The organism is Kosakonia radicincitans DSM 16656 (assembly GCF_000280495.2).
Lineage (GTDB): Bacteria > Pseudomonadota > Gammaproteobacteria > Enterobacterales > Enterobacteriaceae > Kosakonia > Kosakonia radicincitans.
Map to the genome: position 1 here is coordinate 125,889 of NZ_CP018017.1, position 12,985 is coordinate 138,873.

Below are 12,985 nucleotides of genomic sequence, written 5' to 3' on the forward strand. Positions count from 1 at the left end.
AGCCAGAATCACTACATCGCCGGGCTACCCTTATAGACAGGCGACCTCCCCCTACCCTACGGAGCATAAACAATGAAAAAACTGATTAACCGTGTGGAAGATGTACTGAGTGAACAGCTTATCGGCCTGGCGAAGGCGCATCCTGAACTGACGCTGCACCAGGACCCGGTCTATGTCACCCGCGCTGATGCACCGGTCGCCGGCAAAGTGGCGCTGCTCTCCGGCGGCGGCAGCGGACACGAACCGATGCACTGCGGCTACATCGGCCAGGGCATGCTCTCCGGCGCCTGTCCGGGGGAAATTTTCACCTCGCCGACGCCGGACAAAATGTTCGAATGCGCGATGCAGATTGACGGCGGCGAAGGCGTCCTGCTGATTATCAAAAACTATACCGGCGACATCCTGAATTTTGAGACCGCCACCGAGCTGCTGCACGAAAGTGGCGTTAAGGTTACCACCGTCGTGGTGGATGACGACGTGGCGGTAAAAGACAGCCTCTATACCGCCGGACGCCGCGGCGTCGCCAATACCGTGCTGATTGAAAAACTGGTCGGCGCCGCCGCCGAACGCGGCGACTCGCTGGAAGCCTGCGCTGAACTGGGCCGCCGTTTAAATAACCTTGGTCACTCGATTGGCATCGCGCTGGGCGCCTGCACCGTACCGGCCGCCGGACAGCCCTCCTTTACCCTGAAAGATGATGAGATGGAGTTCGGCGTCGGCATCCATGGCGAGCCGGGTATCGACCGCCGCCGCTTCAGCTCGCTCGACCAAACCGTCGATGAGATGGTCGATACCCTGCTGGAAAACGGCGCATACAGCCGCACGCTGCGCCAGTGGGATAACGTCAAGGGAGCGTGGCAGGAAGTGAAACAGAGCAAAACCGCGCTGCAAAACGGCGATCGGGTTATCGCGCTGGTCAATAACCTCGGCGCCACCCCGCTTTCCGAACTGTACGGCGTTTACAACCGCCTTGCCCAGCGCTGCGAAGCGTCCGGCATTGTGATTGAACGCAACCTCATCGGCAGCTACTGCACCTCGCTGGATATGGCGGGTTTCTCCATCACCCTGCTGAAAGCGGATGATGACACACTGGCGTTATGGGACGCCCCGGTCCATACCCCAGCGCTGAACTGGGGAAAATAAGGAGCACGACATGTCACTGAACAGAACGCAAATCGTCGACTGGCTGTACCGCTGTGGCGACATTTTCACCAAACAGAGCGATTTTCTCACCGGCCTTGATAAAGAGATCGGCGACGCCGACCACGGCCTCAATATGCATCGCGGCTTCAGCAAAGTGGTCGAAAAGCTGCCGTCGATCGCCGATAAAGACATCGGTTTTATTCTCAAGAATACCGGGATGACGCTGCTTTCCAACGTCGGCGGCGCCAGCGGCCCGCTGTTCGGCACCTTCTTTATCCGCGCCGCCCAGGTCACCCAGGCGCATCAGAGCCTGACCCTCGACGAGCTTTATCAGATGATCCGCGAAGGCGCGGACGGCGTCGTCAACCGTGGTAAAGCGGAGCCGGGCGATAAGACGATGTGCGACGTCTGGCTGCCGGTGGTGGAATCCCTGCGTCATTCCAGCGAGCAACATCTGTCTATCCCTGCCGCGCTGGATGCCGCCTGCGAAGTGGCCGAGCGCGCCGCCCACGCCACCATCACCATGCAGGCGCGTAAAGGCCGCGCCAGCTATCTCGGCGAGCGCAGCATCGGGCATCAGGATCCCGGCGCGACCTCGGTGCTGTTTATGGTTCAGATGCTGGCTGCCGCCGCCAAAGAGTAAGGAAATCGCGATGGTAAACCTGGTTATTGTTTCTCATAGCGCCCGGCTGGGCGAAGGTGTCGGAGAACTGGCCCGGCAGATGTTAATGAACGATGGCTGTAAGCTGGCGATCGCCGCCGGGATCGACGATCCCGACAGCCCGATCGGCACCGATCCGATTAAAGTCATGGAGGCGATCGAATCCGTCGCCGATACCGACCATGTTCTGGTGATGATGGATATCGGCAGCGCCCTGCTCAGCGCCGAAACCGCCCTCGATCTGCTCGATCCGGCGATGGCGGCAAAGGTGCGGCTGTGCGCCGCGCCGCTGGTCGAAGGGACGCTGGCGGCCACCGTCAGCGCCGCCTCCGGCGCCGGGATCGACAAAGTTATCGCCGATGCCATGAACGCCCTGGAAGCCAAGCGGGTTCAGCTGGGTTTACCTTCGCACACGCCTGACGCCGCCGCCCCAACGCTTGCTGACGACGGCGATGCTAAATCGGTTTCAGTCATTATTAACAATCACAACGGCCTGCACGTGCGTCCGGCATCAAAGCTGGTCGCCGCGCTGGCGGGTTTTAACGCCGACCTGGTGCTGGAGAAAAACGGCAAATGCGTCACCCCGGACAGTCTGAATCAAATCGCTCTGCTACAGGTGCGCCGCCACGATAAGCTGCGCCTGCTGGCCCGCGGTCCGGACGCCGATGCGGCGCTGGCGGCGTTTCAGGCGCTGGCCGCCGATAACTTCGGCGAGTCGCCGGAGGCGCAGCCGACAGCGGAACCCGCCATACCTGCGCGTGTTGAAGGCGCCGCGATGATTTATCCGCAGGCGCCGATCCAACCGGCGCTCCCCGCCGCCGCCGACATCGCCCGCGAGCAGCAGCGCCTGCGCCAGGCGATCGACCAGACGCTGGCCGATCTCAATGCGCTCACCGAGCTGGCGGAACACAAATTTAACGCCGATATCGCGGCGATCTTCGCCGGTCATCACACCTTGCTCGACGATGAAGATCTGTTTGATGCCGCCAACGATCGCCTGCTCACCGAACAGTGCTCGGCGGAATGGGCGTGGCATCAAGTGCTGATGGAGCTCAGCCAGCAGTATCGTCAGCTGGATGACGCCTATCTGCAGGCCCGTTATATCGATGTCGACGATATTCTGCAGCGCACGCTGCGCCATCTGCAGGGTATTAAGGAGACGCTGCCATTCGCCAGTGAGCCGACGATTATTATCGCCGACAATATTTATCCCTCGACTGTACTCCAACTGGATGCCAGCAAGGTCACCGGCCTGTGCCTGCGCGACGGCAGCGAACAGGCCCACGGCGCGATTATCGCCCGCGCGGCGGGGATCGCCTGGCTATGCCAGCAGGGCGAAGCGCTGAATGATATTCAGCCTGGCGAAGCCATCACGCTCGATATGCGTCTGCAACGTCTTATTCGTCGCTAAATCCACTTTGACCGTTACCACTCCGGGGGCCCGCCTCCGGAGGGTGAGTTTTCGCTTACTGATCAGGAACCACTATGTCTCAATTCTTTTTTAACCAGCGCGCCAGCCTCGTTAACGACGTGATCGAGGGAACCATTATTGCCAGCCCGTGGAACAACCTCGCCCGCCTGGAGAGCGACCCGGCGATCCGTGTAGTGGTACGCCGCGATCTGAATAAAAACAACGTGGCGGTGATTTCCGGCGGCGGCTCCGGCCATGAACCGGCGCACGTCGGCTTTATTGGTAAAGGCATGCTGACCGCCGCGGTCTGCGGCGATCTGTTCGCCTCGCCGAGCGTCGATGCGGTACTCACCGCGATTCAGGCGGTGACCGGCGAGGCGGGCTGTCTGCTGATCGTTAAAAACTACACCGGCGATCGGCTTAACTTCGGCCTCGCGGCGGAGAAAGCGCGCCGTCTTGGCTATAACGTAGAGATGCTGATCGTCGGCGACGATATTTCGCTGCCGGATAACAAACAGCCGCGCGGTATCGCCGGGACTATTCTTGTGCATAAGGTGGCGGGTTATTTCGCCGAGCGCGGCTTCAACCTCGCCACCGTCCTGCGTGAAGCGCAATACGCCGCCAACCATACCGCCAGCATCGGGGTGGCGCTGGCCAGCTGTCACCTGCCGCAGGAAGCGGAAAGCGCGCCGCGCCATCAGCCCGGCCACGCCGAGCTGGGGATGGGCATCCACGGCGAACCGGGAGCCTCGACGATCGCGACCCATAACAGCGCGGAAATCATGCAGATTATGGTAGAGAAGCTGACCGCCGCCCTACCTGAAACCGGCCGCCTGGCGGTGATGCTCAATAATCTCGGCGGCGTGTCGGTGGCCGAGATGGCGATTCTGACCCGCGAGCTGGCCAACACCCCACTCCATGCGCGCGTTGACTGGTTGATTGGCCCGGCTTCGCTGGTAACGGCGCTGGATATGAAAGGCTTCTCGCTGACCACTATCGTGCTGGAAGAGAGCATTGAAAAGGCGCTGCTGTCGGATGTCGAAACCGCCAGTTGGCAGAAGCCGGTGCAGCCGCGGGCTGTTAATATCATGCCGTCCGCGCTCGCCAGCGCACGCGTCGCCTTTACGCCATCGGCCAACCCGCAGGTGGGCGATTACGTGGCGCAGGTGACCAGCACCCTCTCCGGCCTCGAAACCCATCTCAACGCGCTTGACGCCAAAGTGGGCGACGGCGATACCGGCTCCACTTTCGCCGCTGGCGCGCGTGAGATTGCCGCTCTATTGCAACGCCAGCAACTGCCGCTCAATGATTTACCCACGCTGTTCGCGCTAATTGGCGAACGCCTGACGGTGGTGATGGGCGGCTCCAGCGGCGTATTGATGTCGATTTTCTTCACCGCCGCCGGGCAGAAGCTGGAGCAAGGCGCCAGCATGGCGGAAGCGCTGAACGCCGGTCTGGGGCAGATGAAATTTTACGGCGGCGCCGATGAGGGCGACCGGACGATGATTGACGCTCTACAGCCGGCGCTGGCGGCGCTGCTGGCCGAACCGGATAATCTGCAGGCCGCTTTCGCCGCGGCGCAGGCCGGCGCGGATCGCACCTGCCAGTCGAGCAAAGCCGGCGCCGGACGCGCCTCCTATCTCAATAGCGAGAGCCTGCTCGGCAATATGGACCCCGGCGCCCACGCGGTGGCGATGGTGTTTAAGGCGCTGGCGGAACGCTAAGCCTCACCCGGTGGCGCTGCGCTTACCGGGGCGACATAACACCATTGAAAGGTAGCCCGGAGAAGGCGCAACGCGCCGCCATCCGGGTTTACCACACTGCCGATTATTTGCTATGCCAGTACGCCTGCGAACGCACCAGTTGCTGATCGATACTCGGCTCCTCAAAGCGCGCCAGCAGCGATTTCACCACGCCGCCTTCTCCGGTCAGCCAGATAAAATAATCTTCTGACGGCACCTTGACCTGAGCCAGCCGCTCGGCGACGAACGCCGGGTTGTGGCCTACCACCCATTCGATATTAAAGCCGTCGAGATCCGCCAGATAATCTTTATACGAAGCATCCGCGACGGTGACGATGGCCGTCACCTGCGGCGTCACCGGCAGCTGACGTAATCCCAGCAGGCGACGGCGCAGCGCCGGCATGCCCGACTCGTCACAGACATAAAGCTGCCAGGCGTAATCTTCCGGCACCACCAGCGAGCCGCGCGGCCCGCCGATCACCAGCTTATCGCCGATGTTGGCTTCCAGCGCCCAGCGGCTGGCAATACCGCCATCGTGGATATAAAAATCGTAAGCCAGCTCGTGGCGTTCGGCATCGTACAGCGGCGTGTAGTCGCGGGTCGCCGGGCGCACGCCCTCGCCCCAGTTAATGCCTTCGTCGGTCACTTCCGGCGGCGTAAATACGCTGCCCGCCTGCGGGAAAAACAGTTTGGTGTGGTCGTCAAAACCTTGTGAAACAAAGCCATCCAGCGCCTCGCCCCCCAGCACGATCCGCTGGAACGCCTGGCCGATACGCTCAACGCGCAGCACGGTTAATTCGCGAAAACGTAGTTCGTTACGCACGCGCTGTGGGTAGCGTGAGGTGTTTTTTGTCATTTTTTCGCCTTCGTGAAGATAATACGATATATCTAAATTTATTTTTAAATGATAATGATTGCTAATCAAAAAGATTGCAAGCACTTTTTTGATATAGTCAGCTTGAGATTAAACAGCTATCAGCAATCCATAAAAACCATTAATAATCATTAAATTAAACAAAAATTATTTTATAGACTTGCAAGTCGATAAACTTTAGATATAAATTAGATATATCTAAATAACATCAGGAGACGATGATGCAAAACCATCATGAAGGTTGCTGTAAACATACAGAGCACCAACACGAAGGCTGCTGCAAGGGTGAAGGACATCACCACGAAAGCCGCCACAGTGAGCACCATGCAGGCTGCTGCAAAAGTGAAGAGCATCGCCACGCAGGCTGTCACCAGGAACATCACCACGAACAGGGTGCGGACGCCGCCACGGTCGCGGCGGAGGTGGTGGTCGTCGCCAGTGCATCTCCGTCACTAACAACGAAGTCGCTGCCGACGAACAGAAAAAATTGCGCGAACAGGGCTTAAGGCCTGGAGATCCTGATTGGGAAAAGTGGGGGATCTGTGATTATATCACCAAACCACGTGTACAAGCTGCTATCACAGGCAAAACGCCGAATGAACAACCGATTAAGGTCAATTATAGGTTTACAGACGAGTTCCCAATGTCTGACGGTTTTGAGGAAAATGCCGAGTTTTTCACTCTGACCTACGAAGCTGAGAAGTCGGTTAGCCACAACTTGGCCTTTGTTCGCATTGCGCCGTTGCTATGGCTACGCGCGGGTGCGCGCGGCGAACGTATTGAAAAAATACCTACTAAAGGATGGGAAGTGACCGATGCGTACGGTCTACTGCTAGGGAAGGTGCGAATAAGCAGGTCATTTCTTCCCAAGCTGACTCGCTGATTAAAATTTCGCGGATCTGGGCCGATTTTTTTCCCGCAAACACATCGAATCAGCCTATTTAGGCTATTTTTTCCACCATTTCTGGCGTTATTTCCGGTTTTTACTGAGATCTCTCCCACTGACGTATCATTTGGTCCACCCGAAACAGGTTGGCCAGGGTGAATAACATCGCCAGTTGGTTATCGTTTTTCAGCAGCCCCTTGTATCTGGCTTTCACGAAGCCGAACTGCCGCTTGATGATGCGAAACGGGTGCTCCACCCTGGCACGGATGCTGGCTTTCATGTATTCGATGTTGATGGCCGTTTTGTTCTTGCGCGGATGCTGCTTCAAGGTTTTTACCTTGCCGGGACGCTCGGCGATCAGCCAGTCCACATCCACCTCGGCCAGCTCCTCGCGCTGTGGCGCTCCTTGGTAGCCGGCATCGGCTGAGACAAATTGCTCCTCTCCATGAAGCAGATTACCCAGCTGATTGAGGTCATGCTCGTTGGCCGCGGTGGTGACTAGGCTGTGGGTCAGGCCACTCTTGGCATCGACACCAATGTGGGCCTTCATGCCAAAGTGCCACTGATTGCCTTTCTTGGTCTGATGCATCTCCGGATCGCGTTGCTGCTCTTTGTTCTTGGTAGAGCTGGGTGCCTCAATGATGGTGGCATCCACCAAAGTGCCTTGGGTCATCATGACGCCTGCTTCGGCCAGCCAGCGATTGATGGTCTTGAACAATTGACGGGCCAGTTGATGCTGCTCGAGCAGGTGGCGGAAATTCATGATGGTGGTGCGATCCGGCAGGGCGCTATCCAGGGATAATCGGGCAAACAGGCGCATGGAGGCGATTTCGTACAGGGCATCTTCCATGGCACCGTCGCTCAGGTTGTACCAATGCTGCATGCAGTGAATACGCAGCATGGTCTCCAGCGGATAGGGCCGTCGGCCATTGCCCGCCTTGGGATAAAACGGCTCGATGACAGCGGTCATATTCTGCCATGGCAGAATCTGCTCCATGCGGGAGAGGAAAATCTCTTTTCGGGTCTGACGGCGCTTAGTGCTGAATTCACTATCGGCGAAGGTGAGTTGATGGCTCATGATGTCCCTCTGGGATGCGCTCCGGATGAATATGATGATCTCATATCAGGAACTTGTTCGCACCTTCCCTAGCTGAGCGCATTTTGCAACGCGGACTGAGTGGTCAAGGTTGACCTTGTCGAATTCAGCCTTCAGTTGCTCATCTGGCTTAGCTTCGTTAACAGTTACCAGAATCCGACTAGCATACTCGCTACCCTTGGCTTGATTGCCTACCATCTTACCCAGTACACGGCCAGCTTTTGATTTCGCTTCAGTCAAACGTTCCTCGCCATTTTCGAGGTAGTCTTTACATGCGATAACAGCAGCAATCTCGGAAGCATGAACTTTCATCACGTCATTCAGTTCGTCACGAGATGGAGAGCTTTCCGCTGATATTGCGAAACTTGATGCATTAATTGCAAATAAACAAACAACCGCATTTAATATTATTTTTCTCATCACAGGTTTCCTTTTTATTGGTTACGAGGCAATGCTGCTTCAGACAGCTGGTAATTCAATATTGATAAGTAGGCCAGAGGTATAGTTGCTGCCGGGATTAACCATTCATACCTGAGCGAAAAGTATGACCACGAAAGTAAAACAACACCAGAGATAGCTGAAAATGCGAACAACGGCCCAATATTCATAAAAGTACTTTTACAAATGACTGGTATACTTTTCAGCAGAGAACCTTTACACCGCGTAACTGTTGGTATGAATAAAACGAGCATTGGCGTAGCGATAAATACGCTCAAAGTGGCAAGGGCGTACATATTGAAATACACTATTAGGTTGGAGTAAGCCAGACTAATGCTTGTTAATGTTGGTTGTTTATATTCAACATGGTTGGTTTCACCCGCAACCGCTGAAGCAATCATAAATTTGACTAACCACAATATTACGATCATTAGTACGGTCAGGAATAATGCATAAACTAACACAACGATAAAGTTGCGTAGTTCTTCCCAGATATTCAATCTTAGCTCTGAGCTTTGATATCGGCATAAGATAGCCGTAAGGTAGAGGGTGAGTACAACTGGCTGTAAGATAAAAAATGCAAGCCCCTCCATTGTCACATTTTTCATGATGAGTGTCAGGAGTCCACCACCAGCAATTATCGGCAAGAATATTGCCAAAATACCATGAAGAGATGCCATTGTTTTCATGGAGGACAACATTATTTGTTTGGTATCTTCGAAAGATAATTTATTGATGAGAAATGCTGACATTGTGTTTCCTCTTCATGTAGTTGGCTCAATTGTCGCATGTTGAAAAATTTGAATAGCATTTAACATCGACAAACTGACGGCTTTTTCTCTATCTCATTTTTTCTGTTCAGTTACGGGTGACGAAATTAACTCGACCAGCTCTTCCTTTCCCCACTATTCATGGGCATCAACGGAGAAAAGTTTTATGGATTCTGCGGTTCCTTCAAAGGCGTTGTCATAGCAACCCAGAATATTGATGTCGTAACCGGGCCCAGCTTCTCGGGTTAAAAGATGCTCCTTTGCGCTCCCTGGCAGTATTGCTATCAAGCGTCCTCCCGGTTTCAGGAATCTCATCGCATGTTGAAAATGTGCAATCCAGCGTGAGTCACTAAATGGAGGATTCATCAGAATTCTTTCAAACAAGCCGGTATTTTCAGGCTTGACCAATAGAAAATCATTAAGGGTGACGTTCCAGCGCAGGCCAGTAATTGCAACAGCTGCGGGGTGTATATCAAAACCAGTAACATCCACCCCCTCTGGTAACCCTTTCAGTAGCGCACCAAGACCGATATTCGGTTCCAGCAAACGCATACCTGAAGCCACCATACATTCATCAATTGCTCGTTTCTGGAGTTCTCCGACCGTTGCATAGAACTGGTGCGTATAGCGGTCAGGTATAGAACCATGTAATGCCAGAAGTTTGAATGCTTCAACGGGGCTAAAGTCAAAGTCATATACTTCTCTATATCTTCTGACAGCACCCAATGACTCCCATATGTTCACCAGTTCTTTTTTCTCACTAACAGACTGGTTGTCCCGCAGGATAAAAGTGTGCGGCCCCGGTGACAGGTGTTTGCCCGCGTTCAAATGGTCAGTGGCATATGATATTAAGGAGTTAACAGCAGAGAATGATATCAACTGCGACCGATATTCATTGGTTTTTACAGTTCTTGCGGAGTTATGGCCGGTGGTGTATCGGCGATCGAGAGGAATGCAGCCTGGCATTAAATGGGATAGTACCAGATTGAGATTGTCACAAGTTTCCTCCTCAATCAGGATATGCACATTGCCGTTAATAAACCCCTTCACTTTAAGACTATCGTTATCAATACTTACCCATTCGCCAGGGTTACTCATCATGTACTCTTTGACCGCAGCCGAATTCACATCCTCAGCACCGCTTCGTCCATACATCAGTCCAATAACCTTACGAAGGTCATTAAAATAGTTGAGATAGTCATAGGATCTGCGGTTATCTCTACTTGGTAAGCAGCTGGCTATGATGAGTTTGTTGCTGAAGCCCTGGGCACGGTTAGTCTTATGCAGAGCGGAGAGCTTTTCAAACACACCATGAACCATCTGGGCGAAGTAGTCTTTTTTCTCTTCATTCAATGCGAATGCGGTAGAAAAGATACTTTCTTCGTTGAAGGGTACAGGCTTAAGCTTCTCAAAATTTGATTCTGATGATTTTCGCCATGCCCTCAATCCTTCGTTCCAGTCATCGTATCTTTCGGTGGGCATAAATGGTTTTACGCCGGTCAGATCGAGCAGCTTTTGCCAGTACTTTTCATCGAGAGCACAGCGGGCCCGTTCTATACAGAACAAATTTTCTACAGCCAGCGTATATTTGATGGAATTGTCACAAGAATCACAGAACATGCGCCATGCTTCATCATGCCGGTTCCGCATCACTGCATCATACATGGCCTGCATGTGCTTCAGTGTTGTGTTGTATTCCACCAGCAGATCGCGCATGGCATTTAGTTTTTGAAAGCCGTCATGTTCAATGAGGCCACTTTGACTGTCTACGGGATTAGCATAAAGGCTGAGGACGTCTGATTCATTTTCATCGTTATTCGCTAATACAGCTGTCGGTAGGTTCATCAGATTTCTCCAAATAGAGAAATTATGAGACAGGTATGGCAGGTGACGAAGCAAATCGACGAACTACATAAGCCGGGATATTTGGGGATACCGTGAAGTACATAGCACGGCGGAAGTCCAAAAAAAGAGACCCCAGTAAGGGGTCTTAAATGAGGTATATATAACTATCAGATCACAGAGCCCGAAGCAGACTACTCAACGTCCTGAATTTCAGGAAGCTTCAACCCTTTCGGATAGAAGATTGTATGAACAGTCAGGTCAGCCAGGAACGTAGATTTGATAATTAATTTTATTATAGGGTTAATACTATCCCAAGAATCGGGCGAATTCCAGATAGTGGCATCACAGCTTTCAGGATACTGGTTAACTCCAGGAGCATGGCCAGCCGTGCAGCGCATTGGGTCGGTTGATTCATGCTCGCATTTAGGGCAAATATAGCGCCGCAGCTGGTGTTCACCTAGGTCTTGGTCAAAATCGTGAGGAGTTTCCCAGCAATGAACATCTTCAAGCTCAGGTAGCCTGGACGGAGTGTAAAAAGCCCACGGCACTTCCGTACCTCGCAGTACCTCAAGTGCGTGTATCACCCGCTCAGGCTCGATTTTAAGCACGTCACTGTATGCTTCTATTCGATCACGTAACAGGCTGGCCATTACAGAGATTGTATGGATATCGATACCGGCTGCTTGAGCGTCCCTTTCCAGCTGCTCAATAACGACATCAATACTTGCTGGTGGTGCAGACATAAATAACTGCGTTGCGGCTTCTTGTCGTGACATATACGAAGGTTCCTTCGGTTACCGGTGACAGTAACCGATATTTTCCCCTCGCTACAGCTGGTCACGAATTTTTTCAGCTTGTACATCGGATACCAGAACACAATCACCTGTTGCAGAATTACAAACGTAATATTTTCCGTCCTGATGCTGACCTGCTCCCCGTTGATTAGTACACCCCGATGTTAGTAATGTCTTCATAAGCCACATGAGGACATCCCCATGAAGAAGCGTTTTTCCGACGAACAGATCATCAGTATTCTCCGCGAAGCCGAAGCTGGGGTACCCGCCCGTGAACTCTGCCGCAAGCATGCCATTTCCGATGCCACGTTTTACACCTGGCGTAAGAAGTATGGCGGTATGGAGGTGCCTGAAGTTAAGCGCCTGAAGTCGCTTGAGGAAGAGAACGCCAGACTCAAGAAGCTGCTTGCCGAAGCCATGCTGGATAAAGAGGCGCTTCAGGTGGCTCTTGGGCGAAAGTACTGACGACAGACCAGAAGCGGGAAGCCGTGATGTTGATGTGTGATGCGACCGGTCTGTCGAAACGTCGTGCCTGCAGGCTTACAGGTTTATCCCTGTCGACCTGCCGCTATGAGGCTCACCGTCCGGCTGCTGATGCGCATTTATCAGGGCGCATCACTGGGCTGGCACTGGAGCGCAGGCGTTTTGGCTACCGTCGTATTTGGCAGTTGCTGCGCCGTGAAGGGCTTCATGTTAATCATAAGCGTGTGTACCGGCTTTATCACCTCAGTGGCCTGGGCGTAAAACGCAGAAGACGTCGTAAAGGGCTGGCAACAGAACGTCTGCCGCTGCTCCGTCCGGCGGCGCCCAATCTGACCTGGTCGATGGATTTCGTCATGGACGCACTTTCCACCGGTCGCAGGATCAAGTGTCTTACCTGCGTCGATGATTTCACAAAGGAATGCCTGACGGTCACTGTTGCCTTTGGGATTTCAGGCGTTCAGGTCACGCGTATTCTGGACAGCATTGCACTGTTTCGAGGCTATCCGGCGACGATAAGAACTGACCAGGGGCCGGAGTTCACTTGCCGTGCACTGGATCAATGGGCCTTTGAGCATGGTGTTGAGTTGCGCTTAATCCAGCCGGGCAAGCCAACGCAGAACGGATTTATTGAGAGCTTTAACGGACGATTTCGCGATGAATGTTTGAATGAGCACTGGTTCAGCGATATCGTTCATGCCAGGAAAATTATTAATGACTGGCGGCAGGATTATAACGAATGCCGCCCGCACTCCACGCTGAATTATCAGACACCGTCTGAATTTGCAGCGGGCTGGAGAAAGGGGCATTCTGAGAATGAAGATTCCGACGTTACTAACTGAGTG

Annotated in this window: 11 protein-coding genes and 2 pseudogenes; 7 read left to right on the forward strand and 6 right to left on the reverse strand. The window is 53.7% G+C overall.

What is annotated here, in order from left to right:
• Positions 1-72 precede the first annotated feature (72 nt).
• From dhaK to Y71_RS28795, 4 genes are all read left to right on the forward strand, one after another.
• On the forward strand, positions 73-1,143 hold the full coding sequence (gene dhaK, locus Y71_RS28780; protein WP_007372180.1) for a dihydroxyacetone kinase subunit DhaK: 1,071 nt from the start codon (positions 73-75) through the stop codon (positions 1,141-1,143).
• A gap of 10 nt (positions 1,144-1,153) precedes the next feature.
• Positions 1,154-1,786 carry a dihydroxyacetone kinase subunit DhaL gene (gene dhaL / locus Y71_RS28785; RefSeq protein WP_007372179.1) on the forward strand — a complete coding sequence of 211 codons (633 nt, stop codon included), beginning with the start codon at positions 1,154-1,156 and terminating at the stop codon, positions 1,784-1,786.
• 10 nt (positions 1,787-1,796) lie between these two features.
• Positions 1,797-3,215, forward strand: a complete 1,419-nt coding sequence (gene dhaM, locus Y71_RS28790) for a dihydroxyacetone kinase phosphoryl donor subunit DhaM (protein WP_007372178.1) — start codon at positions 1,797-1,799, stop codon at positions 3,213-3,215.
• Between the two features lie 74 nt (positions 3,216-3,289).
• Positions 3,290-4,939, forward strand: a complete 1,650-nt coding sequence (locus Y71_RS28795) for a glycerone kinase (RefSeq protein ID WP_007372177.1) — start codon at positions 3,290-3,292, stop codon at positions 4,937-4,939.
• A gap of 103 nt (positions 4,940-5,042) precedes the next feature.
• Here Y71_RS28795 and Y71_RS28800 read toward each other — a convergent pair whose 3' ends face one another.
• On the reverse strand, positions 5,043-5,813 hold the full coding sequence (locus tag Y71_RS28800) for a siderophore-interacting protein (protein ID WP_007372176.1): 771 nt from the start codon (positions 5,811-5,813) through the stop codon (positions 5,043-5,045).
• Between the two features lie 239 nt (positions 5,814-6,052).
• Here Y71_RS28800 and Y71_RS30875 point away from each other — a divergent pair.
• Positions 6,053-6,270, forward strand: a pseudogene (locus Y71_RS30875) (PadR family transcriptional regulator); the annotation flags it as partial.
• Positions 6,256-6,663 (forward strand): annotated as a pseudogene (locus tag Y71_RS28805) (site-specific DNA-methyltransferase); the annotation flags it as partial. The pseudogenes Y71_RS30875 and Y71_RS28805, both read left to right, overlap by 15 nt.
• A 151-nt stretch (positions 6,664-6,814) precedes the next feature.
• On the opposite strand, the gene Y71_RS28815 reads toward Y71_RS28805, so the two are convergent.
• The 5 genes from Y71_RS28815 to Y71_RS28835 form a co-directional block, all read right to left on the reverse strand.
• The gene (locus Y71_RS28815) at positions 6,815-7,795 is read right to left on the reverse strand and encodes an IS5-like element ISKpn26 family transposase (protein ID WP_000019445.1); all 981 of its coding nucleotides are present in this window, start codon (positions 7,793-7,795) and stop codon (positions 6,815-6,817) included.
• A 45-nt stretch (positions 7,796-7,840) separates the two neighbouring features.
• Positions 7,841-8,233 carry a hypothetical protein gene (locus tag Y71_RS30480; RefSeq protein WP_032951328.1) on the reverse strand — a complete coding sequence of 131 codons (393 nt, stop codon included), beginning with the start codon at positions 8,231-8,233 and terminating at the stop codon, positions 7,841-7,843.
• A 14-nt stretch (positions 8,234-8,247) separates the two neighbouring features.
• Positions 8,248-9,003, reverse strand: a complete 756-nt coding sequence (locus tag Y71_RS28825; RefSeq protein ID WP_009654999.1) for a hypothetical protein — start codon at positions 9,001-9,003, stop codon at positions 8,248-8,250.
• A gap of 153 nt (positions 9,004-9,156) precedes the next feature.
• Complete coding sequence (locus Y71_RS28830) at positions 9,157-10,866, reverse strand: DUF4942 domain-containing protein (RefSeq protein ID WP_007372173.1); 1,710 nt, start codon at positions 10,864-10,866, stop codon at positions 9,157-9,159.
• Positions 10,867-11,057: 191 nt separating this feature from the next.
• A complete protein-coding gene (locus Y71_RS28835; RefSeq protein ID WP_032951326.1) occupies positions 11,058-11,642 on the reverse strand; it encodes a hypothetical protein in 585 nt (194 codons plus the stop codon).
• A gap of 219 nt (positions 11,643-11,861) precedes the next feature.
• Between Y71_RS28835 and Y71_RS28845 the strand changes: the two genes are divergently transcribed.
• Positions 11,862-12,982, forward strand: a protein-coding gene (locus Y71_RS28845; protein WP_107224802.1) for an IS3-like element ISSen4 family transposase whose coding sequence is annotated in 2 segments (ribosomal slippage) — positions 11,862-12,120 and positions 12,120-12,982 — 1,122 coding nt in all. Because the reading frame shifts where the segments join, the coding sequence is not laid out codon by codon here.
• The last annotated feature ends 3 nt before the right edge of the window (positions 12,983-12,985 follow it).

What these genes read in the sequence shown, in the direction of transcription:
- dhaK (WP_007372180.1), top strand. Translation starts at nt 73, where the DNA reads ATGAAAAAACTGATTAACCGTGTGGAAGATGTACTGAGTGAACAGCTT.
- dhaL (WP_007372179.1), top strand. Translation starts at nt 1,154, where the DNA reads ATGTCACTGAACAGAACGCAAATCGTCGACTGGCTGTACCGCTGTGGC.
- dhaM (WP_007372178.1), top strand. Translation starts at nt 1,797, where the DNA reads ATGGTAAACCTGGTTATTGTTTCTCATAGCGCCCGGCTGGGCGAAGGT.
- Y71_RS28795 (WP_007372177.1), top strand. Translation starts at nt 3,290, where the DNA reads ATGTCTCAATTCTTTTTTAACCAGCGCGCCAGCCTCGTTAACGACGTG.
- Y71_RS28800 (WP_007372176.1), bottom strand. Translation starts at nt 5,813, where the DNA reads ATGACAAAAAACACCTCACGCTACCCACAGCGCGTGCGTAACGAACTA.
- Y71_RS28815 (WP_000019445.1), bottom strand. Translation starts at nt 7,795, where the DNA reads ATGAGCCATCAACTCACCTTCGCCGATAGTGAATTCAGCACTAAGCGC.
- Y71_RS30480 (WP_032951328.1), bottom strand. Translation starts at nt 8,233, where the DNA reads ATGAGAAAAATAATATTAAATGCGGTTGTTTGTTTATTTGCAATTAAT.
- Y71_RS28825 (WP_009654999.1), bottom strand. Translation starts at nt 9,003, where the DNA reads ATGTCAGCATTTCTCATCAATAAATTATCTTTCGAAGATACCAAACAA.
- Y71_RS28830 (WP_007372173.1), bottom strand. Translation starts at nt 10,866, where the DNA reads ATGAACCTACCGACAGCTGTATTAGCGAATAACGATGAAAATGAATCA.
- Y71_RS28835 (WP_032951326.1), bottom strand. Translation starts at nt 11,642, where the DNA reads ATGTCACGACAAGAAGCCGCAACGCAGTTATTTATGTCTGCACCACCA.